21 protein-coding genes and 1 tRNA gene are annotated in these 24,359 nt (G+C 59.2%); 3 read left to right on the top strand and 19 right to left on the bottom strand.

Annotated features, from left to right (window positions below):
• Positions 1-19: 19 nt before the first annotated feature.
• The 6 genes from proB to ACSHXH_RS11415 form a co-directional block, all read right to left on the bottom strand.
• Positions 20-1,126 carry a glutamate 5-kinase gene (gene proB, locus ACSHXH_RS11440; RefSeq protein WP_435671927.1) on the bottom strand — a complete coding sequence of 369 codons (1,107 nt, stop codon included), beginning with the start codon at positions 1,124-1,126 and terminating at the stop codon, positions 20-22.
• On the bottom strand, positions 1,114-2,148 hold the full coding sequence (gene obgE / locus ACSHXH_RS11435; protein ID WP_435671926.1) for a GTPase ObgE: 1,035 nt from the start codon (positions 2,146-2,148) through the stop codon (positions 1,114-1,116). Before obgE ends, proB begins: the two co-directional genes overlap by 13 nt.
• Positions 2,149-2,201: 53 nt before the next feature.
• Positions 2,202-2,744: a GNAT family N-acetyltransferase gene (locus ACSHXH_RS11430; protein ID WP_435671925.1), complete on the bottom strand. Its 543-nt coding sequence runs from the start codon at positions 2,742-2,744 to the stop codon at positions 2,202-2,204.
• Positions 2,745-2,852: 108 nt separating this feature from the next.
• Positions 2,853-3,122: a 50S ribosomal protein L27 gene (rpmA, locus tag ACSHXH_RS11425; protein WP_435671924.1), complete on the bottom strand. Its 270-nt coding sequence runs from the start codon at positions 3,120-3,122 to the stop codon at positions 2,853-2,855.
• A 13-nt stretch (positions 3,123-3,135) separates the two neighbouring features.
• Positions 3,136-3,792, bottom strand: a complete 657-nt coding sequence (locus ACSHXH_RS11420) for a 50S ribosomal protein L21 (RefSeq protein ID WP_435671923.1) — start codon at positions 3,790-3,792, stop codon at positions 3,136-3,138.
• Between the two features lie 190 nt (positions 3,793-3,982).
• Positions 3,983-4,804 carry a DUF2059 domain-containing protein gene (locus ACSHXH_RS11415; protein ID WP_435671922.1) on the bottom strand — a complete coding sequence of 274 codons (822 nt, stop codon included), beginning with the start codon at positions 4,802-4,804 and terminating at the stop codon, positions 3,983-3,985.
• Positions 4,805-4,953: 149 nt separating this feature from the next.
• Between ACSHXH_RS11415 and ACSHXH_RS11410 the strand changes: the two genes are divergently transcribed.
• Positions 4,954-5,043: transfer RNA gene (locus ACSHXH_RS11410), tRNA-Ser, on the top strand.
• Positions 5,044-5,327: 284 nt separating this feature from the next.
• Here ACSHXH_RS11410 and ACSHXH_RS11405 read toward each other — a convergent pair.
• From ACSHXH_RS11405 to ACSHXH_RS11365, 9 genes are all read right to left on the bottom strand, one after another.
• Positions 5,328-6,377: a dipeptidase gene (locus tag ACSHXH_RS11405; protein WP_435671921.1), complete on the bottom strand. Its 1,050-nt coding sequence runs from the start codon at positions 6,375-6,377 to the stop codon at positions 5,328-5,330.
• A 108-nt stretch (positions 6,378-6,485) separates the two neighbouring features.
• Positions 6,486-7,454 (bottom strand): SLAC1 anion channel family protein, encoded by a 969-nt coding sequence (locus tag ACSHXH_RS11400; protein WP_435671920.1) that lies wholly within the window; start codon positions 7,452-7,454, stop codon positions 6,486-6,488.
• Positions 7,455-7,499: 45 nt separating this feature from the next.
• Positions 7,500-9,239 carry a SulP family inorganic anion transporter gene (locus ACSHXH_RS11395; protein WP_435671919.1) on the bottom strand — a complete coding sequence of 580 codons (1,740 nt, stop codon included), beginning with the start codon at positions 9,237-9,239 and terminating at the stop codon, positions 7,500-7,502.
• 33 nt (positions 9,240-9,272) lie between these two features.
• Positions 9,273-10,157 (bottom strand): MBL fold metallo-hydrolase, encoded by an 885-nt coding sequence (locus tag ACSHXH_RS11390; RefSeq protein ID WP_435671918.1) that lies wholly within the window; start codon positions 10,155-10,157, stop codon positions 9,273-9,275.
• A gap of 106 nt (positions 10,158-10,263) precedes the next feature.
• Positions 10,264-10,476, bottom strand: a complete 213-nt coding sequence (locus ACSHXH_RS11385; protein ID WP_435671917.1) for a YgaP family membrane protein — start codon at positions 10,474-10,476, stop codon at positions 10,264-10,266.
• A 133-nt stretch (positions 10,477-10,609) separates the two neighbouring features.
• Positions 10,610-11,275 carry a Crp/Fnr family transcriptional regulator gene (locus tag ACSHXH_RS11380; protein WP_435671916.1) on the bottom strand — a complete coding sequence of 222 codons (666 nt, stop codon included), beginning with the start codon at positions 11,273-11,275 and terminating at the stop codon, positions 10,610-10,612.
• Between the two features lie 58 nt (positions 11,276-11,333).
• On the bottom strand, positions 11,334-13,196 hold the full coding sequence (locus ACSHXH_RS11375) for a DUF4214 domain-containing protein (RefSeq protein WP_435671915.1): 1,863 nt from the start codon (positions 13,194-13,196) through the stop codon (positions 11,334-11,336).
• Positions 13,197-13,351: 155 nt separating this feature from the next.
• Entirely contained in the window at positions 13,352-14,356 is a 1,005-nt protein-coding gene (locus ACSHXH_RS11370; RefSeq protein ID WP_435671914.1) for a hypothetical protein, read from the bottom strand.
• Positions 14,357-14,432: 76 nt separating this feature from the next.
• Entirely contained in the window at positions 14,433-15,131 is a 699-nt protein-coding gene (locus ACSHXH_RS11365; RefSeq protein WP_435671913.1) for an SIMPL domain-containing protein, read from the bottom strand.
• A gap of 157 nt (positions 15,132-15,288) precedes the next feature.
• Here ACSHXH_RS11365 and ACSHXH_RS11360 point away from each other — a divergent pair, with 157 nt between their 5' ends.
• Positions 15,289-17,829, top strand: coding sequence for a hypothetical protein (locus ACSHXH_RS11360; protein ID WP_435671912.1), 2,541 nt, complete (start codon positions 15,289-15,291; stop codon positions 17,827-17,829).
• 134 nt (positions 17,830-17,963) lie between these two features.
• A complete protein-coding gene (locus tag ACSHXH_RS11355) occupies positions 17,964-19,844 on the top strand; it encodes a monovalent cation:proton antiporter-2 (CPA2) family protein (protein WP_435671911.1) in 1,881 nt (626 codons plus the stop codon).
• 49 nt (positions 19,845-19,893) lie between these two features.
• Here ACSHXH_RS11355 and ACSHXH_RS11350 read toward each other — a convergent pair whose 3' ends face one another.
• The 4 genes from ACSHXH_RS11350 to ACSHXH_RS11335 all read right to left on the bottom strand — a co-directional run bounded on the left by ACSHXH_RS11350 (position 19,894) and on the right by ACSHXH_RS11335 (position 24,337).
• The gene (locus ACSHXH_RS11350; protein WP_435671910.1) at positions 19,894-20,412 is read right to left on the bottom strand and encodes a CarD family transcriptional regulator; all 519 of its coding nucleotides are present in this window, start codon (positions 20,410-20,412) and stop codon (positions 19,894-19,896) included.
• 273 nt (positions 20,413-20,685) lie between these two features.
• A complete protein-coding gene (fdxA, locus tag ACSHXH_RS11345) occupies positions 20,686-21,024 on the bottom strand; it encodes a ferredoxin FdxA (RefSeq protein WP_435671909.1) in 339 nt (112 codons plus the stop codon).
• Positions 21,025-21,072: 48 nt separating this feature from the next.
• Positions 21,073-21,453, bottom strand: coding sequence for an RNA-binding S4 domain-containing protein (locus ACSHXH_RS11340; RefSeq protein ID WP_435671908.1), 381 nt, complete (start codon positions 21,451-21,453; stop codon positions 21,073-21,075).
• Between the two features lies 1 nt (position 21,454).
• Positions 21,455-24,337 (bottom strand): helicase-related protein, encoded by a 2,883-nt coding sequence (locus ACSHXH_RS11335; RefSeq protein WP_435671907.1) that lies wholly within the window; start codon positions 24,335-24,337, stop codon positions 21,455-21,457.
• Positions 24,338-24,359: the final 22 nt, after the last annotated feature.

The following is a 24,359-nucleotide window of genomic DNA, read 5'->3' as shown; positions in this document are numbered from 1 at the left end:
TGCAAAAAGAAGAAACGGATCAGATCGCCATATCATCGCGGTGTATTACCACGGCGCGCCCCGGATAGCCCAGAATTTCCTCGATCTCGGCTGAATTGTGCCCCTTGATCGCCTGCGCTTCGGTCGCGGTATAGCGACTGAGACCCATACCAAGATCACGGCCCTGCGCATCTTTGATCATCACCGGATCGCCCCGTCCGAACTTGCCCGAGACGGCAACAATGCCCGGTGGCAAAAGCGATGTGCCGCGCCCCAATGCGCGGGCTGCCCCGTCGTCGATGGTCAGCGCGCCTTGCGGTTTCATCGCCAGAATCCAGCGTTTGCGCGCCGCGTGCGGATCAAGCTGCGGTGTGAACCATGTGGCGCGCGCGCCGTCCTCAAGTGCGGTCAGCGGATGCAGGCGCGACCCTTCGGTGATTGCCATCGCGCAACCCGAGGCAGTGGCCGTCTTGGCCGCCATCACCTTGGTCTTCATGCCGCCTTTGGACAAGCCCGAGCCTGCGTCACCTGCCATCGCCTCAATCTCGGGGGTGATAGTGTCGATGATCGGGAAGAATTCGGCAGTGGGGTCAATATGGGGGTTGGCGCTATAGAAGCCATCCACATCCGACAGCAGGATCAACTGGTCCGCACCTACAGTGGCAGCGACCTGTGCCGCGAGCCGATCATTGTCACCATAGCGAATTTCGTCGGTTGCGACCGTGTCGTTTTCGTTGACGATAGGAATGACGCCAAAGCCGATCAGCGTCTCAAGCGTTGCCCGGCTGTTGAGGTAACGGCGGCGGTCGGTGCTGTCTTCGAGCGTCACAAGCACCTGTGCCGTGGTCAGACCATGCGGATCAAGCGCTTCTTCATAGGCGCGGGCGAGACGGATTTGCCCCACCGCCGCAGCCGCCTGCGATTGTTCCAGCGGCAAAACTGTCCGCGGCAGTTTCAACACACCGCGACCCAGCGCAATAGAGCCCGAGGACACAAGGATCACATCGGTGCCCCGCGCCTTGATCCGGGCCACATCGGCGGCCAGCGACAACAACCAGTCGCGGCGCAGGGTGCCTTGAATTTTGTCAACCAGAAGCGCCGACCCGATCTTGACGACCAGTCGGCGTGCGTCGCTTAGGGTCGCCACGGTTCAACCTCGTCGATTGCCTGTTCGCGTTTCCGCGTCGTCTTGACATGCTGGCGCAGCACCCGCAGCACATCTGTCAGCCCCTCCTTGGACACGCCGGACATCAGCATGACCTCGTGACCTGCCTTGCGTTCCAGCTCTTCTTTCAAGAAGGCGCGTTCTTCGTCGTCCAACGCGTCGATCTTGTTGAGTGCAGTGATGCGCGGCTTGTCGGCGAGACCTTCGCCATAGGCTTCGATCTCATTGATGATGGTCTGGTAGTCTTCGAGCAGCGTGCCAGACGTGCCGTCAATCAAGTGCAACAGCGCGGCGCAGCGTTCGACATGGCCGAGGAACAGATCGCCCAGACCCCTGCCCTCATGTGCGCCTTCGATCAGACCGGGAATGTCGGCAACCACGAATTCGGCATCATCGACCCCGACGACACCAAGGTTGGGATGCAACGTGGTGAACGGGTAATCGGCGACCTTGGGACGGGCGTTGGACGTGGCCGCAAGAAAGGTGGATTTACCAGCATTGGGCAGGCCCAGCAGCCCCACATCCGCGATCAGCTTGAGCCGCAGCCAAATCGTGCGTTCCACGCCTTCTTGCCCCGGATTGGAGCGGCGCGGCGCCTGGTTGGTCGATGTCTTGAACTTCAGGTTGCCCCAGCCACCATTGCCACCCTTGGCCAGCAGCACGCGCTGACCCAAGGTGGTCATATCGGCGATGACGGTCTCTTCATCCTCATCCAGTATCTCGGTGCCGACAGGAACCTTGAGGATGATATCTTCGCCATTGGCACCCGTGCGCTGACGCCCAGCACCGGGGCGGCCATTGTCGGCAAAGAAATGCTGTTGATATCGAAAATCGATCAGCGTGTTCAGCCCGTCCACCGCCTCGGCCCAGACATCCCCGCCGCCTCCGCCATCCCCCCCATCGGGACCGCCGAATTCGATGTATTTTTCGCGGCGAAAGCTGATACACCCATTCCCGCCCGAACCAGAGCGGATATAGACTTTGCAGAGGTCGAGGAACTTCATGTGTTAGCCTTTGATCGAGCCCTAGCGCGGTCTATCGGGTTTGCAGACGCGCGTCAGCCCATACGTTTGAGGTAGGTCCATGTTTGGACCGTTGTGTTTCTGGCGACGGAAAAGGATTCTGCGTCACCGATATATTCAAAGCCGCAATGGGTCAAAACACGGGCCGAGGCCGGATTGTCCTGAAACACGCTTGCGAACATTGTCGCATTCTTCAGCGGGTTGGCCGCGACCAGCGCCTGTACCGCCTCGGAGGCCAGGCCGGTGTTCCAAAATGGCGGTGCCACCCAATATCCAACCTCGGATTGGTTGCGATCCATCCGCTTGAGCGAGATCACCCCCATCAATTCGGACGCATCGTTCGGCGTGCCGTCCATCGCCCAAGCGTCTTCTGTCCGGTCCGTCGCGCAGATGCGGTCGATAAACGCCTGCGCCGCACCGGGTGGATACGGATGAGGCAAGTTCGACGTCATCGCCGCCACACGCTTTTCGCTGGCATAATGCGTGATGAGCCCCGCGTCAGACGCTCGAAGGGGGCGCAGCACGAAACGGTCGGTTGTCACGACGGGCGGGTCGGCCAAGGGTTGGTCATGGATCATCTGCTTTCTCCTCAAGGCAGATATCGAAGGGGCGGCGCGCTCCAAGAACGGCAAAAGGGACCGACGACTGCGCCGATCCCCTTTTGTTTGTCAAACCTTAAGGTCGGCTTACTCTGCGGCCTTCGCCGCTGGCAGAACCGAAATGAAGGTGCGGCCCTTGAGGCCCTTGTGGTACGTCACAGCGCCATCGACTTTTGCAAACAGCGTGTGATCTTTGCCCATGCCCACGCCTTCGCCCGGCCAGAACTTGGTGCCTCGCTGACGCACGATGATGTTGCCGGGAATCGCGGACTGGCCACCGTAGAGTTTGACGCCAAGACGGCGTCCGGCAGAGTCGCGACCGTTGCGGGATGAGCCGCCTGCTTTTTTATGTGCCATAGGTCAGGTCTCCTTACTTCGATGCCAGTTCTTTGGCTTGTTCAATCCAGCCTTCACGCTCGATCCGGCCCTTGAAAGACAGCTTTTCGCCGAATTCTTCGACGTCTGCATCTGTCCAGGCTGCAATCTGCGCAAAGCTGGTCACACCAGCTTCAATCAACTTTTTCTCAAGCGCCGGGCCAACGCCGGACAGCAGCTTGAGGTCGTCTGCACCGCCAGCAGCGGGTGCTGCTTTGGGCGCTTCGGCTTTCTTGTCTGCTTTCGGAGCAGTCGCTTTCTTGGAGGCAGCCGCCGCAACGGCCACACCTGCAACAGAGCCAGCACCGATGGCCGCCTTGATCCCGGACTTGTCCGCGCCGGAAGCCAGAATGTCTGTCACGCGCACCAAGGTGAGCTTTTGACGGTGACCCTTGGTCCGCTTGGAGCTGTGCTTACGGCGGCGCTTGACGAAGTTGATGACTTTTTCGCCTTTGATCTGGTCCACAACCTCGGCCTGAACGGCAGCGCCGCTGACCATGGGTGCGCCAACGACAACGGTGTCGCCGCCCAGCATCAGAATTTCATTGAACTGGACTTTCTCGCCTGCATAGGCTGCCAGTTTTTCGACACGCAGAATATCGCCCGAGTGGACTTTGTACTGCTTGCCGCCGGTTTTCATCACCGCGAACATCTGTTCTTTCCTTTATCACCCGCGTCCTGTGGCCCCGCATAGCGGTGTTTTCGGGCCTACGACCCACCTCGGACTGCGTGCCCCGTCAGGGACAACGTTATCATCAAAAACAAAAGGCGGGACCAAAGCCCCGACTTTCATGTGCGCGGCTTATGCGGCGACCTACCCTCTTTGTCAACGGCTTTGCCGCCTAAAGCTCTTGCACCTGCATTTGCCGCGCAACCGCCAGCCCAAGCGCATAAGAGATGTCGTCATACATCCGGTTGAAGCCGGCAAACAACGCCCTGTTCAAGGTACGACCTGCGTCAGTTCGGGACAATGCAGTGTAGTCTTCGACCACCCCATCGGCCAGCGGTCTGTAGGCCATCAACAAGAAGGCAAATACCCATTCGCGGGTCTCGGCGCGGGTTTCTTCTTCGGAGGACCAAACTTCGGTCAAAATATCGCCCTCGCTCATTTCAAGCGCGCCACCATCCACAAGCCCAAGATAGAACATATAATTGGCATTGAGCGCGCCGACGAGGTTGGCCTCGACCAGATCATTTGTGTCGACGAATTCGGTGATTGCGGCAAGCGGTTCTGAATCGCCGCCCTGAAGATCCCGGTAGGCCGCGCGCGCAGCGTCTTCGATTTCCTGTTCGCGCATCGCGGTCCGCGCGCTTAGCTCAAGGCTGACGATCTGCTGCCCGGTGTCGGACGCGAAAAACGCAAGCAGGTCCGTCGTGTCTGCATCGCCGAATTCGCTGGCAAAGACATCGCGCACCGTGGCCAGCATCCGATCTTGGTCATAGATCCGCGCAACTGTCGCCGTCCAGCCATTGCTTGACCCGCCCGGGATCATGTCCTGGGCCAGCGTATCGCCGTAAACCAGACCTTCCTCGCGCATGATCTCGACAATCTGGGGCACGCCCAAAGCGTCCAGCAAATCGTCAACAGGCGTCGCCCATGCGGGCATCGACCACGAGAGCATCGCAACGCCCGTAGCTGCCGTCAGCATCATATTGCGGAACATCGCGCGTCTCCCCGATTACATGCCCATAACTTAAGCCGCGGGTCACGCAATTCCAACCCGTCCCGGCGGAAGTCGCCGACGTGTGATTGGCATCAAATAGAGGTTGCACAGGTCTGACGCAAAAGCTAAACGCCCCTCCAGACCCCCGCGGAGAGGTGCCGGAGTGGTCGAACGGGGCGGTCTCGAAAACCGTTGTGGGGGCAACTCCACCCAGGGTTCGAATCCCTGTCTCTCCGCCACTTATCTTTGTGGCAGCCACACAGGCGCAGACGTTCGATTGAACGAATTGCGCCTCGGGCGCGACTTGAGCTAGTTGATTGCGCTGTCCAAAAGATGTTGCGTGTCGGGGGATTTGGCCTCGGTACGGCGCAGGGCTCAGACGCTCAGCACTTCTGCAAAGCAGCCCTGCTTCATGACGCCGACGCCTTCGTACAGATGGCATACAGCGCTCTGATCATGGCTGATGAACATCAGATCCATGCCACATAAATGTTTTGAAATTAATATCCCTGATCAAGTTAAATTATATGCCCCACGTTTGCCGCAGGACCCGCACCCAATTCCCATGTGTGATCTTGGCCATAAGGCCATCATCAACGCCGCGAGACCGCAGTGCCTTGATGAGATTGGGAAGGCCCGCGCAGTCCCCGATCTTGTCAGGAACAAGCGCGCCATCGAAATCAGACCCAAGTCCGACCCGATCCTCACCAAGGCGTTGAATAAGGTGGTCGAAGTGTTGAAGCAGGATGTCTATCTCAAACTCGGACTCCATCCGCCCGTCCGGCCGCAGAAACGCGCTGGCAAAGTTAATGCCCACCATTCCATCACTGTCGCGGATCACGTCCAGCTGCCGATCCGTCAGATTGCGTGAATGGGGGCAAACCGCCCAGGCATTCGAATGGGTCGCCACCAGTGGTGCGTCGGTGATGCGGGCCACGTCCTCGACTCCTTTGGCATTGAGATGGGACAAATCGACCACGATCTTGAGCCGGTTACATTCGCGGATCAGCGCCTTGCCCGCGTCGGTCAATCCCGGCCCTGTGTCCGGGTCGGACGGATAGCGGAACGGCACGCCATGACCCCAGACCGTGTCCCGGCTCCAGACCGGGCCAAGGGACCGCAGCCCGCGCGCATGCCATGCGTGCAGCTTTTCGAAATCGCGGTCGATGGCTTCGGCGCCTTCGATATGGATCACGGCTGCCATTTCCTCGGCGGGCAACGCAGCTTCGATCTCTTGAGCGGAGCGGCAGATACGGACGGCACCTGCGGCCTCAAGATCATAGATCGCATCCATCCCACGCTCGGTCCAGCTTGTCGCCTCAGCCTCGGCAACCTGTTCGGGCAGAGGGATGTCGTAGCTGTCCTTGCACATCTCGTCGTCGCTGACGCTGGCCCCGCCGAGGCTTGGTACGAATATCGCAAACATCCCGCCGCCCAGACCGCCCTGTTGCGCACGGGGCTTGTCGATATGCCCGTCCGGCAGGCCAGAAGCAACGCCCTCGGCGGTGACATCGCCACGCAGGAGGCGCAAAAGCAGATCGTTGTGGCCGTCGAAAATGGGGAACTGGGTCATGGTGTCTCCAATGACAAGCGCCCCAGAATTTGAGGGCGTCGTGTCTGAGTTAGATACCGCTATCCCAGCAAAGGCGACCCAAAAACCGTCGCCTTGTGTCGCAGACCATCAATCCGGCTGACAGATTTCATCGCGCAGGATCGCCAAAGAGGTCCGCCACACCAAGCCCGCGATGATCGTACAAAGCAGCGCCAGCAATGCCCATGCGATGATCCCAAAGACTGCCGCCCCGGACAGCGCCGCATACCGGAAAGATGCGATGGTCATGGCGGCAATCGGAAAGGACAACGCCCAAAAGGACAGCGCAAATGGCAGACGGATCAGCCCTCGCGCCTGCAACAAGACCAGCGCAGTAAAAAACAGCCCAAGGTTATACAGCACCCGCGCCGGCGCATCGAGCACGCCGCCATTCAGTTGAAGCCACGCAACAAAGGCAACCGCAGGCGGCGCAATAAGAATGGTCAGAGTCGGGCGCAGTTTGCCGGGCAAGGGATCGTGAAACACCAGCCGATTGAACACCAGCGTCAGCAGCACGATCCAGAACAGCAGCCCAAGCGAAAAGAAATACCAGCTCGCATCAACGAACCCCAGCGACACACCTGCAATGGGCGCGATCACATTGCCCACCGCCGGGATAAACCACGCGGGCGACATTTGTCCCACGCCAAAACCACGGTGGCTGATCCAGCTTGTGACGATGGCAAGGGTCAGAATGCCCTGCAACACAGCGCCAGCCACCCAGATCGCCAGCGCCGCACCGGGCATCACATCGCGCAGTGCCACCGCACCCAAAAGCAGCGAAATGCTGATCGCCGGAAAAAACGCGAGCTTGATCGGATGGTTCCACTCGGCCGCTACGGCCTTGGGATGCCGCAGCGCCTTGGTGGCGTAGAACGCCAATTGCACCGCGAAAACGAACAGCGCAAACCCGGCCACGCCATAGCCCGTTGTGACAAACCCCGCCGCCTTGAACGCCAGCGATGTGCCCATGAGCCCCATGACCGCACTGAAGAAGGCGACGGGAAAATGCGCAAGGCGGTTTTGTACGGGAACGGGCTCGGCGGTGGTTTGTGTCATGTGGCGGTGTCTTTCCTAAGCGCATGTCGGGTCATTGCGGCCACCCTACTCTGCCGCGTCGGTTGTGCCGGACGGTGGCGCGAGCTGCGTCCATGCCTCGAACTGTGACAGGAACACCCGACCATTGAGCGCATGCAAGAGATGTGTTTGTTGCAACCGGTCCATCACCGGGCCTTTTACCTCGGACAGATGAAGACCGATACCCAGATCCGTCAGACGCAGGTTAATCGCCTCAAGGCTTTCCAGCGCGGAATAATCCACCTCGTTCACCGCCGAGAACATCAAGATCACATGCTTGATCGCACATCCGTCCACGACCCGTGCCTGCACCATGTCCTCAAGAAAGCGCGCATTGACGAAATACAGGCTTTCATCGACCCGCAGGCTGAGGATCGTGGGGTCAGTTTGAACATTGTGGCGGTTGATGTTGCGGAAATGCTGGGTGCCGGGAACAAGCCCGATCTCGGCCACATGGGGACGCGATGTTTTATAAAGATGCAACAGGATCGAAATGCCGACGCCCGACGCCACACCCACCTCAACCCCAAGTGCCAAAGTCAGAACGATGGTGGCGGCAACGGCGGTGAAATCGGTCTTGGAGTAGACCCACGTCTTTTTCAGGATCGAAAAATCCACAAGGCTGAGAACCGCAACAACGATGGTGGCGGCCAAAGTGGCAGTGGGCAGGTAGTACACAAGCGGCGTCAACGCGACGGCGGCTATGGCCAGACCCACAGCGGTGAACGCCCCAGCCGCGGGCGTTTCGGCCCCTGCGTCAAAGTTCACAACCGACCGCGAAAACCCGCCCGTGACAGGATAGCCGCCCGTGAATGCAGCACCGATATTGGCCGCACCCAGACCAATGAGTTCCTGATCGGGGTCAATCCGCTGGCGTTTCTTGGCTGCCAATGTTTGCGCCACCGAGACGGATTCCACAAATCCGATGATCGAAATAAGGATGGCAGGCATCAGCAATTGCTGCACCAGATCAGGCGATAATCCCGGCAAGGTCAGCGGCGGCAGGCTTTGTGGGACCTCGCCCACGATCTTGACGCCCTGCCCGTCCAGACCAAACAGCCAGACCGACATCGTGGTCACAGCCACTGCCGCAACTGGTCCAGCCTTGGTCAGCACATCTGCCAGCGTGGGCGATGCCCCCAAACGGCGCAACAACGGCTTGAGCCCCTTGCGCACCCAGAACAAGAACCCTGTGGCCAGCCCCCCGATCAGCACGGTGATCAGGTTAATGTCCCCCAGATGCGCCCAAAGCGAGCTGATCAATTGCGGTAAGGTATGTCCATGCGCGGTGATGCCCAGCAGGTGCTTCAACTGGCTGAACGCGATCAGGATGCCCGATGCGGTGATGAAGCCCGAAATCACAGGATGACTGAGAAAGTTTGCCAGAAACCCAAGGCGGAACAGGCCCAACAGCATCAGGAACCCGCCCGACAGGAACGCAAGCGTCAGAGCGGCGATGGCATAGCCTGCGGTGCCTTGCTCGGCCACCTGCCCTACGGCAGAGGCCGTCAGCAGCGACACAACCGCCACGGGCCCCACGGCCAAGGCCCGGCTGGTACCAAAGATGGCATACAGGATGATCGGCGCGATCGACGCATAGATCCCCGCCTCGGGCGGCAAACCCGCCAAAAGCGCATAGGCCAGCGATTGCGGAATCAGCATGATCGTCACGATCACCGCTGCAATCATGTCGTTCGAGAAAGCGTTGCGGTCATAGCGACGCCCCCAGTCCAGAACCGGGAAATAGCCGCGTATATTGAAAGTCATGTGTCTTCTCGGATCAGAGTACGGACAAGGCGGTCAAAGCGTATTGATTGGCACCTTCAGCACCGGATTGCCGTCTTTGTCCTTTGGAACTGTCCCGGCACGCATATTGACCTGCAAGGACGGGATGATCAACTTGGGCATGTCCAACGTCGCATCGCGTTCGGTGCGGAGCTTGACAAAGTCTTCTTTGGTCTTGCCGCCGCCCACATGGATATTGTGCGCTTTCTCGTCACCTACAGTGGTTTCCCACTGAATGTCGCGGCCATTGGGGCCATAATCATGGCACATGAACAGGCGCATGTCGTCCGGCAATGTCAGCACCTTCTGGATGCTGTCATACAGCATGCCCGCATCCCCACCGGGAAAATCGGCGCGTGCGGATCCGCCATCGGGCATGAACAGCGTGTCACCGACAAACGCCGCATTGCCGATCACATGCACCATGCAGGCCGGGGTGTGGCCGGGGGTGTAGATCGCAAACGCATCCATCGTGCCAATCTTGTAGCGGTCACCGTCCTCGAACAGCGTGTCAAACTGGCTGCCATCACGCTGAAATTCGGTGCCCTCATTGAAAACTTTGCCAAAGGTATCTTGCACCACCATGATCTTGGACCCGACACCGATCTTGCCCCCAAGCTTGTTCTGAATGTAGGGCGCGGCAGACAGGTGGTCGGCATGAACATGGGTCTCGATGATCCATTCAAGCACAAGCCCGCGCGACGTGATCTCGGCAATCAGCGCGTCCGCATGATCATAGGTGATCCGCCCTGCCGCGTAGTCGATATCCATCACGCTGTCGATGATCGCGCAAGCGTTCGATGCGGGGTCTTTTACGATATAGCTGATGGTGTTGGTGGCGTCGTCGAAATAGCCCGAAACCTCGGGGATGACGGCCATGTCCACGGGATACTGGGTCATGATGATCTCTCCTCTGGTCGCCAGATGTAAAGTACGCGACTGGAACAACGACAGGTCAAGGCGACGCAGGTCTGCGCCGCCTCTGCCGTGTTGCAGCCCCTTTGCGTCAGGTCCGGCAGGTCTTGATTCCGATGATCGCGTATAGCGGGCAGACACGCACCGCAGCAACAACAAGCATCACGACCCCGACGATCGCCGCGCCGTATTTGAACACTGCCCCGTCGAACAGCGGCAGGCCGCTTGCAAACGCGAGGTAGAGCAGAACAACCCCAAGAACCGCGCGCAAAACCCGGTCTATGGTACCGACATTTACAGTCATTTTGAAACCCTCCAAGGCTAAAGCTAACGTGTTGCTACGCCTTTGGTGTAAAGAGTTCAGTGATATTGTCACCTAATATTCCGAAATTCGCAGATGAGGCGCACTTGGCCGCTGCCTGATCCGGTTGCAAACCTCAAACCGTCGCCGCCAAAGCCTCGATCTTGGTGCGTTCCAAAAGCGTGATCCGGCCACGCGACTGGGCGATCAGGCCACGTTTCTGGAAATCATGCAGAACACGGGAAATCACCTCGCGCGCGGTGCCCAATTCATTGGCCAATTGCTGATGCGTCGCCATCAGGTCATCCCCCTCGACTGCAAGACTGACCAAGCGGCTGGCCAGTCGGACATCAATCCGCCCAAAAGCCACTTCGTCGATCACCCGAAACAGGTCTGTGATCCTCCGCGCATAGGCGGTCAGGACAAAGTCCCGAAAGTCGCGCGAAGCCCCCATCAGCCGATCAAACGTGCCACGCGGGATTGCAATCGCGGTGACATCGGTTTCCGTGATGCCTTCGGCTGAATACGGCTCATGCGCCAACAGACAGGCGGTGGTCAGGACACAGCTTTCGCCCGCCTCGACCCGGTAGAGCACAATGTCGCGCCCTCCTTCCGAGGTTTGCTGCACCCGCACGCGCCCCTTGGTCAGAAACAGCAAACTGTCCGGCACTGCACCGGGGCCGAACACCGATGTGCCTGGCGGGACATGCACGACCTTGCTTTCGGCGACCAGAGCCCGCTTAACGGCCTCTGGAAGAGTGCGAAGCCCTTGAAATTGCTCGATCCAGCCGGTGTCGGTCATTTTGCACCCTTCGCATGATCAGGTTTTCGTGGCCCTCCTCGTCGAGCCACGACGCCCATCATGCAATCGGGTCGAACGGATTGTCCAGCACACCGACCATCGGCATCAGAAACGCGCCCGTGTCAGGGTCAAGCGCCGCTGCGTAAAGCTGGTCAATCGCATTAAGTGCCTCAGAAAGGCTGGCCTGCGACCCATCAAACACCGCGATGGCGTCGGCGCCATTGCTCAGCCCGCGATGCACGGCGAACAAGGCCCCCAGATCGGTTTTGGCCTCAAGATAGGCCTGATCGGCAAGCTGCTGCTCGACGAACGCCTGTGTCGCATCCGGTCCCGGATCTGCCTTGGCACCGGCCAGCACGTCAAGAATGAACTGGTCTTTGCTCACCTCATTTGTGTCCAAAGCCCGGACCCAGAACGCCAAGCCGTCTTGATCTGGCTGACGGCCAAGGACGTTGTCATAAACGACCCTCGCAAAGTCCGTGTTTGTCATGTCGCCACCAAAGGTCGCGCGGGTTTCATTCTGATCGAAGAAGTACTCCGACATCGCCGTCAGCGTGACACCATTTGCAAACGCCGTGCCCCAATAGTTCAAACCAATCGCGTCAGGCGCGCGGTTGAAATAGGCGACGTAAAGTTCAATGATCAGGTCCAATTCCGGGCCACTGAGTGCTGCCGCGCCGCCAAACGCGGTGAGATCCATAACCTGGCTGTCATTATCAGTGTAGAATTCGACCAGTTCTATATTGCGTAGCGTGTCGATTCCTTCGCCCTCTGCGCGCCGGTCTTGCACCAAAACAGAGTCCGGTGTGAACGTCAGGGTAAAGGACGACTGGTCTCCCCAGAAAAACGCCACGTCCAGTCCCTCATTGCCGTCAATGACATCATTGCCCTGCAGCCCTTCAAGACTGTCGTCCCCGCGTCCACCCCGCAGATCGTTGTCAAACCGATTGCCCGCGATGGCATCCGCAAACCGTGACCCGGTGGCGTTTTCGATATCCCCCATCAGCCAGATCAATTCCGTCGGCGCGGAGTCGACCAGCGTTCCGTTCAATTGATCCAAGGGCAGCGCAAACCCTGTGAGCGTATCCACAAGCTCGGACGCCTGAAAGTCGGGAAGTATGATCGTCCAGCCTTCAGACTGGCCAGACGCATCCGCCCGGTCAACACCGGCGGCATCCCAGATCGTATAGTAGAACGGCTCACTTTGAAGGCGCAGAACCGTGTCGCCTGCATTGGTGTCGGGGTTTTGCCCATAGAGATATTGCAACGCCAGCACGTCAAGTATCATCGGGGTGGCCGGGTCCCACCGCTCCAGTTCCTGTTCGTATTGATCCGAATAGGACATGATCGTAAACCAATCCATGTCCCGCACCAGCGATTGGTCCAGCTGATCCAGCGTTGGGCGCCATGGGGTGGCATCGAACGGATGTTTAAGGCCAAGGGAATGGCCGATTTCATGAATAACGGTGAGGAACCCTTCCGACCCGGGCCTGAAACTCGACGACGCCATGATGTCATTGGAGAAGTTCATGAAAACGTCGCCGCCTTCGGTCCCGTATTGTTCGGTCCGTGTGGTGGGCTCAGGGCCAGGGAAATAAGCATACGCAAAGGTAAACGCGTCCACAGTTTCGCTATCAAGCGTGTAGACAATATCGGCCCCAACGCGCCCGGCCGCGACAGGATCATCGAAACTGCCCCTGTATTGGAACTCAACATCGATAAACTGTTCGATTGACGCCAAGGCGGTTGAGAAGGTCTGGATAGCCGCAGCACGGTCGCCCCACTCTTCTCCCGTCAAGCCGTCCGCAATCGCCCAGCTTATTGTCCGCGAGAACGTCATGTCCCACGCATAGCCACCTGTCAGCACATCGATAATGGGATCATTGGTCGGCCCGTAGGTAAACGCTATTTTAAAGGCCATGCACAATCTCCGCTCGACAACCGTCTCAGAAAAATTTGGCCGTAAGCGTTTCAAGACATTGCGAAAATCATACCGTCGGCTCTAGCGAACGTAAGTGATCAACTTAAGAAGTAAATAAAAATCTAAAGATTTTGGGGCAAAATTTCGCCGCGAAATCAGACCATCCAGAATCCGTTCTTTTTGATTCTCTGACGGATGGGTTGTTCCCGGCTGGGCAGATGCGCGCGATCAAACAAGGCACGCACCTTGTGACCACGGTTTTGGTAAATCATCCGCTTGAGAGGCTCATATTCCTTCAAAAGCCGCTTCACGGGGTTGGGAGCCGCAATCTGTTCCAGCAGATCCACCACAGCGTCGCTTTCACGGGCATACAGCAAAGGCATGTTCCGGTAATGCACGCTGGTTGCGCCGTCCAGATATCCGCCCGGCAAAGCATCGCGCCCGCCCCCCAACTTGTGGACAACCAGCGGCAACGCGATCTGGTCCAGCCACGGCTTAAGCTGCTGACACACAAGCGCCTCGGGCGGGTCGTTCTGAATGCTCAGTGCCATGTCGAGAAATGCCTGACCAAACACATGCGGACATGAATAGAAAAAGTAACCTGCATTGAAATAGAGGTAGCGTCTCCAGTATTCATCCGGCTGCGACAGGTCCAAAGAGCTTTCGAAATCCAGTCCGAAACGCGCGTACAGAGACGACCAAATCTCGGTATAACCCGGACCGTATAGTTCAATCTGCGGCCATGTGCCTTCGACGCGCAGCGACGCGCTTGGCTTAGCGAAATCGAACGGCACATCGCCCAGCTCGCCCGTGATCAGGGTGTCGGTGTCAAAGAAAACGAACGGTTCGCCTTTGGGCAAGGCAAACAGGGCCTCGATCTTGTTGCCATAGGCATAATCGCTGCCAAAATGGCGGTTCTCAAACTGGACGATGGTCGCCCCTGCCGCCGTTATCATATCGCGCAGCGGTTCGGGCCGGATTGTTGGATCGGTCGGCCATTTTGGCCCGGGCTGGGGTTCGGCCACGATCAGCTTGAACCGGGGATCAGCAGTGTTTGCCTTCATGGAAAGGGCAAACAAGAGCGCCTCGTAGGCAAGACGCCCCATTTGCCCAACGATCAAGACGTTGACGGTTTTCGGGTTTGCCGGTCGTCGGGCCATAAAATTCCTTTGGCGCTCTGCTCTTGGTGTTTTGGTCCAATATAGGCAGAGTTCCGTCAGACGCCTAGGGCAGAGATCACCGCGATATGATCTCGTAGACAAGTGTTACCTCGGCACGCAGTTCGGTTTCCCCCTGCGCCGTCGGAATACCTTCATCAGAAGCCCGTGCCATGCTCATCATCATGGGCTGCGGGGCATGTGCACCGCCTTCGCTCAGGCTGATCAAGGCCCCAAGATCAACGCCCGCAGCATCCGCCAGCAAAGCGGCGCGCGCCCGTGCATCGGCCACAGCGCGGACACGGGCGTCATTCAACAACGGCGCCGGGTCCGACACCGTGAACTGAAGACCACCAAGCTGGTTTGCACCGTCGCTCAGAACCGCATCAAGGATATCGCCAAGCGCATCCAGATCGCGCACCCGAACGGTGACGCGATTGGATGCCTGATATCCGTCGATCTGCGGGCGGCTATCCGATGACGCCCGGTTTGACCAAAGCGGTGACAACGACAGGTCCGAGGTCTGAATGTCTCGCAGGTCGACCTGTGCATCCGTCAGCCGGTCGAGAATCGCTGCCGTGATATCCGAGGTCTGATCCATTGCCCCCTTCGCCGTCTCGGCCTCGGCGGACGCGCCCATCGTGATCACGGCCATGTCCGGCACCGCAAAAACGCGGCCTTCGCCGGTGACAGTGATCTGGCCTTTCGTCTCGGCCAAAACTGGCAACACACTGGCGACAAGGGCAACAGCAGCAAGAAAACTTGATATTTTGAACATCGGACCCTCAAATCATGCCTATCACAGCCTCAGACAATCACGATCTACCGTGTTGCTTACAAGTCCAGATTTTTCCCCGCGCGAAAGTTTGCTAAGTCGGGTTCATGACGTGTCTAAGTGACTCCCATCCGACGCAAATGGCTGCTAAATTACAAACATGACGCCAGACTTTGCCCTGACTCTTTCCTTCGACGGTATCGCGCTGCTGCGCCGGGTTCCCAACGGCTGGGCCCGTGTGGGCGATGTATCGCTTGACGCCACGGACCTCAGAGGGGCGTTGGCCGATCTGCGATCCGAGGCCGACACCCTTTCCACCGATGGGGGGCAGGTCAAACTGGTGATCCCCAACGAGCAGATCAAATACCTGTCTTTTCCGGACACCGGGCAAACCGGCGATGGCCTGCAACACGATATCCGTCTTGCGCTGGACGGGGCCACGCCCTACCCGGTCGATGACCTGAGTTTTGATTGGTCGCACAACAACGGGTCCGTCTATGTTGCGGCGGTGGCCAACGAAACGCTGGACGAGGCCGAGGCGTTTGCCAAGAGCCATCACTTTGACCCTGTGTCCTTTGTTGCGATTGCACCGGACGGACAGTTTGCAGGCGAAGTGTTCTTTGGTCGCGCAGCCAGTTGGATGGGCACGTTCCCCGTGCGGGACACACAGACGATTGTCATCGTTGCGGCCCCGCCGCCTGCGCCGGTTGTGCTGGATGATCCCTTTCAGCCAGACTTGCTTGCTGACCCTGAGCCGGATGCTGCTGAGCCAGTTGTCGCTGAAGCGACCCCTGATACAGCGGATGCTGTGCTGCCCGATACACCGGCAGTCGCAGATAGTGCTGCCGACACAGAGCAGACGGACGAGGTGTCCGCCCTCGCGCCCGGAGCCGCCGATCCCGACGCCGCGCTGCCCTTGAGCCCTGTCGCAAACATCCCGGCGGAACCGGTCATCCCAGCGCCGTCTGTGATCCCTGCCGAGCCGCCTGCAACCCCGTCCTTTGCCTCGATCCGCGCTTCGCGGGACGATGATGGCACCCCCCCGGCGACCCCCGCCCCAAAGATAGACGCCTCACAACCCGAAGCTGCGGGCTTGCCACGCTTCAAGATTGGGGGCGCGCGCAAATCGACCCGTGACAGCGACGTGACCGCGCCCATCCTTCAGGATGATCCCGCAGAAAGTCCGGTTGAGCGCAAAGGCTTCAGCTTTTTCAGCCGCCGCAAATCCGAACCTCGCTCAGAGCCGTCAACCCCGTCACCTGTTGCGCAGGCCCCCACGACAGGCGCCAAGCCGCCACACGACCCAGAACCGGCGCGCGCGGCCGTTGCCCGCATTGCCGCGCTGCGGACGGGACGCAAACCAGACGACACAGCCAGCAATCCTGCCCCGGTTCAGGACGAACAGGCCCGGATGACTGTTTTTGGCGCGCGGACAGACCCCCAGATCGGCGGCAAGCCGCGCTTTCTTGGCCTGATGCTGACAAGCGCATTGCTGATCTTTCTTTTGGCAGTCGCCGCATGGGCCAGCGTGTTTCTGGACGAGGGCGTTTCGCGGTTTTTCGACCGTGATGATGACACGCCGTCGATTGCGCGCCTGCCGGACGTAGAGCTTTTGCCGCTGGATGGATCGGTCACCGCCCCGCGAGACGAAGACGAAAACGCCCGGTTTGCAGCGCTTGATGTTGGCGACGCTGCCGACAGCGCTGACACCGGACTGTCTGACATCATCCCCCCGCCTGCCGCGCTGACACCCGAAGAGGCCGATGCGCGCTATGCGGCCACTGGTATCTGGCAGCGGTCGCCCGACGCGCCTGCGACCCCGACGCTGACAACGTTGGATAACCTTTATGTCGCGTCCATCGACGGCCGCATTCAGCAGTTTGACGCGGTCGCCCTTCCGAGCGTTGAAACCCTGCGCAATGATCAGACATACCTGTCACAACCCAATCCCTCGGCCCCAGGCGTCCGGTTTACACTTGATGATCGCGGATTGGTGGTTGCAACACCCGAAGGCACGCTGAACCCAGAGGGTGTGCGCGTGTTTTCAGGCCTGCCGCCCGTTGTGCCCCCCGCACGACCAGCCCCGACACAACCCGACATTGAAGAGCCGACAGGTGAAACCGCGACCGAAGTGTCCCCGGCGTTGCAGGCCTTCCGCCCACGATTGCGCCCGAATGACCTGATCGAAGGCAATGAACGCGCCCAGCTTGCCGGGCGCACCTTGGCCGAACTGGCCGCACTTCGCCCTGCCGCACGCCCTGATACGCTCAAGGCGGAAGAAGAAGTCGCGCAACCGGCGGCAACGGAATTTGCCGTGGCCCAATCCGCGGCCCCAGTAACCCGCCCGCGCAATTTTGCGCGGGTTGTGGAACAGGCCCGCGACACCGAACAGCAACAACCCGAAGTCACACAAGTCGCAGCCGTCGCCCCGCGCACAGTACAGCCGCGCATCCCGTCGACGGCGAATGTGGCACGGCAGGCAACCGTGTCGAACGCAATTAACCTGCGCCGGATCAACCTGATCGGCGTCTACGGAAAACCGTCCAGCCGTCGCGCATTGGTGCGTTTGTCGAATGGCCGATACCAAAAGGTGCAGGTTGGCGATCGTCTTGATGGCGGCCGAGTTGCCGTGATCGGCGAAAGCGAACTGCGCTATTCCAAGAATGGCCGGAACGTGGTTCTGGATATGCCAGACGGCTGATCTGTCTGATCTGCGCCAGCGCTTTCAGCAGCAATCACCGCTGTGCCACATAACTTTGCAAACATTGGGCCACGCAGTTGCAATTGCCCCAAGACGGCTTGCATGCTGGGGGCAGCTTGAAAGGCGTGATCTGAATGGGCGAATTTCTTTTTCTGGCATCGGTCTTCCTGTTGGCCGCTGTGATAGCCGTGCCAATTGCCGCACGCTTGGGCCTTGGCTCGGTCCTGGGATACCTGTTGGCAGGTGTTGCCATTGGTCCGGTGTTTGGGCTGGTTGCCGACACCACGGATTTGCAGCATTTCGCGGAATTTGGCGTGGTGATGATGCTGTTCCTCATCGGACTAGAGCTTGAACCCCGCACGCTTTGGGACATGCGCCACCGGTTGATCGGTTTGGGCGGGTTGCAGGTCTTGATCACCATGCTGGCCGTCATGACCGCCGCCATCTACCTTGGCTTTGTGTGGCAGACAGCTTTGGCCATAGGGATGATCTTTGCCCTGTCCTCCACCGCAATTGTGCTTCAAACGCTAAGCGAAAAGGGGCTGATGCAAACCAGCGGTGGGCGGTCGACCTTTTCGGTTTTGCTGACGCAGGACATCGCGGTGATCCCGATGCTGATCATCCTGCCCTTGCTGGCGGTGCCATCGCTTCCGATGCTAAGCGCGGATGGCTCGATCTCCCGAGATGTGCTCGACCATAGTGACGGCGCGCATGGTCACTCGATGTCCTTGATCGAAGGTTTGCCCGGCTGGGGCGTGACCCTTGTGACGCTAGGCGCCGTCGCGCTGATCATCTTGGGCGGTGTCTATGGTGCACGGCCCCTGTTCCGCTATATCCACGCGGCTCGCCTACGCGAGATGTACACCGCGCTCGCGCTGCTGATCGTGATCGGCATTGCCTTTTTAATGACGGCAGTTGGCCTGTCCCCTGCCCTTGGCACGTTTCTGGCCGGGGTCGTTCTGGCCAACAGCGAATTCCGCCATGAACTTGAATCCGATATTGAGCCGTTCAAGGGCCTGTTGCTTGGCCTGTTCTTCATCACTGTTGGCGCGGGCATTGATTTTGGCCTGCTGTTTTCCGAACCCGCCACAATCCTTGGTCTCGCCCTTGGCGTGATGTTCCTGAAATGGGTGATCCTGTTCGGGCTGGGCCGTGCGTTCAAACTGCGCGGGCGGGATCAGTGGTTGTTCACCCTTGGCCTTGCGCAAGCCGGTGAGTTCGGCTTTGTCCTGATCTCGTTTTCGCTCCAGCAATCCATCCTGCCGTCGGATGTGGCGGACCGGCTGCTGTTGATTGTGGCGCTGTCGATGCTGATCACACCGCTGGCATTCATTCTTTACGAAGTCCTGTCCAAGCGCCTCAAGGACAGCGACGACGTTCTTGAACATGACGAGATCAACCAGCAAGGCACCGTGATCATCGCCGGGATCGGGCGGTTCGGCCAGATCGTCAACCGCCTTGTGCAATCCGTTGGCGTCAAAACAGTGGTCATCGACAACAATCTGCAAACCATCCAACTGATGCGACGGTTCGGGTATCAGGGGTTCTTTGGCGACCCGCTGCGCCCGGACCTGCTCCATGCAGCAGGCATTGATACCGCGCGGGTGCTGATGGTGGCGCTGGATGATCCGGTGGCAGCGGAACGGCTGATCACCTATGCCCGCAGGCTGCGCCCGGACATCCACATCGTCGCCAGATCGCGCGACCGCACCCACACCTATCGCCTGTATCAGGCCGGGGCCAATGACATCGTGCGCGAATTGTTCGACAGCTCACTGCGCGCAGGACGTTACGTTCTCGAAAACATCGGTCTGACAGAATACGAGGCCAATGAGGCGGAAAAGCTGTTCTATCATCACGACCGCTACACCGTGCGTGAACTCGCCGATCTTTGGGATCCCAACATCCCGTCGGCCCAGAACGAAGCCTATATCGCGCGCGCCAAAGAGCTTGAGAAAGAACTCGAAGCGTCCTTGCTGACCGCGTTGGAAAATGCCAACAACGACGCGGCATAAAAAAAGCGGCCCCAAATGGGACCGCTTTTCGATCTAAAACTGTGCAGACTTACGCAGCCGCTGGGGCGCGCGACATCAGAACATCGCCAACCTGCTTTGACGCAGCAAGCTCGTCCCCACCGGATGTGGCCGCCACTTCGCGTGTCAGACGTTCCAGCGCAGCCTCGTAAAGCTGCCGCTCGGAATAGCTCTGCTCGCGCTGATCGTCGGCACGGTGCAAGTCGCGGACAACTTCTGCAATTGCGATCAGATCACCGGAATTGATCTTCTGCTCGTATTCCTGCGCCCGGCGCGACCACATGGCCCGCTTGACCTTGGCTTTGCCCTTGAGCGTCTTCATTGCCTGGCTCACCACATCGGGCGAGCTTAGCGACCGCATTCCGATTTCCGTGGCTTTATGTGTCGGCACGCGCAGGGTCATCTTGTCTTTCTCGAACGAGATCACGAACAGCTCAAGCGTGATGCCTGCGATCTCTTGTTCTTCGATCGACACGATCTGACCCACACCATGTGCGGGATACACAACAAAATCATTCGGACGGAATTCGGATTTTTTCGACTTGGTCATTCAGAACCTTCCTTGGCGTGCACCCATGCGACACAGACGAAAATAGCGAACGGAGGCAGCGCTTCCGGTCGTTTCATTCAGAGTATCAGAACAAGCTTATGTCAGCTTATATGCCATACGCCCTAAGGCGTGTGTCCCACAGGTGTCATTTACGTGGATAGTATAACACAAAAAACAGGTCACTGGTAGCGCCCCGTCCAGATGCGAAAAACGTAATTCAAACAACGTGCTACGCCGCACACCTGCCGGCTGAACGGCTGGTAGGACGAATCATCACCCGCCTTCGCCGGGCGCCTCAGAGAAGTACTTCTCAAGTTTGCCGCTTTCGCCATCCCGCTCTTCTGCATTGGGGAGCGGGTCTTTCTTGGTGATGATCACCGGCCATTTCTCGGCATACTTACGGTTGAACTCGACCCATTTATCCATGTCCGGCTCTGTGTCCGGACGAATCGCATCCGCCGGGCATTCCGGTTCACAGACACCACAATCAATGCATTCATCGGGATGAATCACCAACATGTTTTCACCCTCATAGAAGCAGTCGACAGGACATACCTCCACGCAATCGGTGAATTTGCAGGAGATGCAGGCATCGTTGACAATATAGGTCATGGGTCAGTCCATCGATCGTTCGCAAGCTAGCTAAGCCACTCGCAAAAATCATTCAAGAAGGTCAGTCCGGGTTTGTTGCAAAGCGCGACGATCTTTCTTTGTCGGACGCCCTTTGCCCTCAAATCGCGGAACTTGTGGTTGGGGGTCTTTAGGCTGTGGTGGCTCCAGATCATCATAAAGCAACCGCGCCTCAGGGGCCGGACCGCGCCGGTCCCCCATGGCAAGCACACGGATCACTCGAACAGCATCGCCTTGCGGAAAGGTCAACACATCCCCCGCCGCGACCGAATAGGCCGGTTTGGAAATCGGCTGGCCGTTCACACGCAGCTTACCCCCCGACACGATCTTGGCGGCAAGGCTGCGCGTCTTGAAGAAACGCGCATGCCATAGCCACTTGTCGATGCGCAGTTTTTGCCCCGGCTCGGCCAAGTCAGTCCTTGTTTTTCAGCCCCATGAGGGCCGCTGCGAAAGGATTGTCCGGGTCGATCTGCTTTTCCTTCTTGGGCGGGCGCGCTTGGAACGATTTGGCCCCGGCATCGCGCGGCTGGCCTTTGCCCTTGGGCTTGCCTTTGCCACCACGCGGGCGGTCGCCCTGCGGCTTGGCCCCGGCCCCGTCGCGCCGACCCTTAGTTGCGTCGCGGCGCGGTTGGCGGTCCGGGCGGTTGCCACGCCAAGTAAAGGTGTAGAACACCTCAACCTCTGGCTCGGCCAACGCGGCATCAGGTGTACCACCGGGTGCAACTTCGGTCTCAGCTACAGACGGCACCGCAGGCGCGCTTGCCACTTCGGCCACCGCGTCAACGGGTGCAGGCGCGTCTGCGGCTTGCTCAGTCGCCTGACCTGCATCCGCGACCGGCGCATCTTCGACAGGTGCCGCTGCATCTTGATCCGGCGCAGCGGCGTCAGTGACCTCGGCCACGGCCACATCGACCGCGCGCACTTTGGCGCGTTCGCCCTTTTCAGCCTTGTACCCAAGCCCGCCCATCAGATCGGCGAATTGCTCCAGTGTGAGACCCGTAATCGACAGCATATCGGGATTGGCCTCAAACCCGCCCCGGCTGTCCTGACCGCGCAGAAGATCGGCCAAGCGTTCCAGCATGTCGATGCGGATCGCCCGGTCGCCCGCAGCACGGTAGCCCGAAACGGTATGATGCTCTGCCGGGGTATCTGCGACATTCGGAACAGTCACCAGTCCCGGAGGCGGCGCCTCGGGGAAAATATCGAGGTTCTTCGCAAGGCTCCACAAGACAAGGCGCAGACGTGTCGGCGCAGGCTTGAGCAGCAGCGGCATGAACACGGTGAACTGACCAAAGCGGATGCCATGCTTGCGCAGCACCCCACGTGCGTCCTGATCGAGCGCCTTGACGTCATCGGCCACATCAGCGCGCGGCAGAATTCCCATCGACTCGACCATGCGGAAGGCAAAGCCCCGTGCCAGGCCATTCAATGTCTCGTCATTCTGGAGGTTGAGAAGCGGCTCGAAAAGCGCCGCGATCTTGCGATCAATAAAGTGCTGCAAGCGGCGCTGCACCTTTTGCGCCACATCCGGTCCAGCCTCTTCATCGACAAACGCCACAATGCGCGGCTTGAGCGGATCATCGCCAGCGGTCAGCTTGCCCACCGCCTGATCGCCCCACATGAGGCCACCCTGTTCGGTGTAATCCATCTCGGTATCGGGCGCGTTATAAAAGCGGTCCGCCCGAAGATGGAAATGTGGGGCCAACGCCTGAAGCGACGCTGTCTTCAGCGTCTTGGCCTCTTGCCCGGTTGCATCCTTGTCCTGGCGGAACCGGAACCCTTCAAGCCTGCCGACGAATTCGCCTTCGACGGTGACTTCACCCTTGTCATTCACTTCGGCCAAAAGGGCCTCCTTCTGCTTCAACCGCCGCAAGAGCACTGATGTGCGCCGGTCAACAAATCTCTGGGTCAGGCGTTCGTGCAACGCATCTGACAGTCGGTCTTCTACAGCGCGCGTTTGCTCGCGCCAATGGCTTTCGTCATGCACCCACGCTTTGCGTTGCGCCACATAGGTCCATGTGCGGATATACGCCAATCGTTTCGACAGCGTGTCAATGTCGCCATCTGTCCGGTCGATCCGATTGACCTGCCGTGCCAGAAAATCATCCGGGATCGCGCCGCGCTGGTGCAAATGCCCGAAAATAACCTCTAACAACCCCGCATGTTCGGCGTGGCTGATACCGCGAAAATCAGGGATACGGCAAACATCCCACAACAATTGTACCGATTGCGGGCTCGACGCGCGCGCCTGCACCTCGGCCACAGCGCTTAACGCCTTGAGCGCCTGAAGGTCGTCCGCCTCACGGGCCTTGACCAGACGGTCGTCATTTGGGCTCACCTCAAGCGACGCAATCAGCGTCTCCAGGGTGCCAAACCGCAAATCGGCACTGCGCCAGTTGAGTTTTTTCAACGGAGTGAACCGGTGATTGGTGATCGCCTCGGCCACGTCTTCGGTCAGTTGCCCCGCCTCGCCGGTCACGCCAAACGTGCCATTCGCCATCCCGCGCCCGGCCCGTCCGGCGATCTGCGCCAATTCATTGGGCATCAGGGGGCGCATCCGGCGACCGTCAAATTTGGTCAGCGACGAAAACGCGACATGGTTGATATCAAGGTTCAGCCCCATCCCGATGGCATCAGTCGCCACGAGGTAATCCACCTCGCCATTCTGATACAGGTCCACCTGCGCGTTGCGGGTCCGGGGCGACAACGCACCCATCACCACAGCCGCGCCCCCCTTTTGACGGCGCAACAGCTCGGCAATCGCATAGACGTTTTCAACCGAGAAGCCGACAATCGCCGTGCGCGGCTGCAACCTGCTGATCTTTTTGGATCCGGTATACGTCAGCTGGCTCATCCGTTCGCGGCGCACAAATTCAACGCCCTCGACCAGTTCCGAGATCGGCCCGCGCATCGTGTCAGAGCCCATGAACAGCGTCTCATGCAACCCGCGCATCCGCAGCAAGCGATCAGTGAACACATGCCCCCGCTCGGGGTCGGCACATAGCTGGATTTCGTCGATCCCGACAAAATCACAGCCCATCCCCTCGGGCATCGCCTCTACCGTGCACACCCAATATTGCGCGCGCGGCGGCATAATACGTTCCTCGCCCGTGACCAAGGCCACAACGGACGGCCCCCGCGCCGCGACGATCTTGTCATAAACCTCGCGCGCCAAAAGGCGCAGCGGCAAACCAATCATGCCGGTGCGATAGCCCAGCATCCGATCAATCGCGTAATGGGTTTTGCCTGTGTTGGTCGGGCCAAGGATGGCCGCAACCCGCGCATGTCCGGCCATGTTGGCGTCCTTTGCCGTCCTG

Origin of the sequence: Marivita sp., from assembly GCF_051251565.1 — a bacterium.
GTDB lineage: Bacteria > Pseudomonadota > Alphaproteobacteria > Rhodobacterales > Rhodobacteraceae > Marivita.
This window is presented reverse-complemented; position numbering and strand designations above follow the sequence as displayed.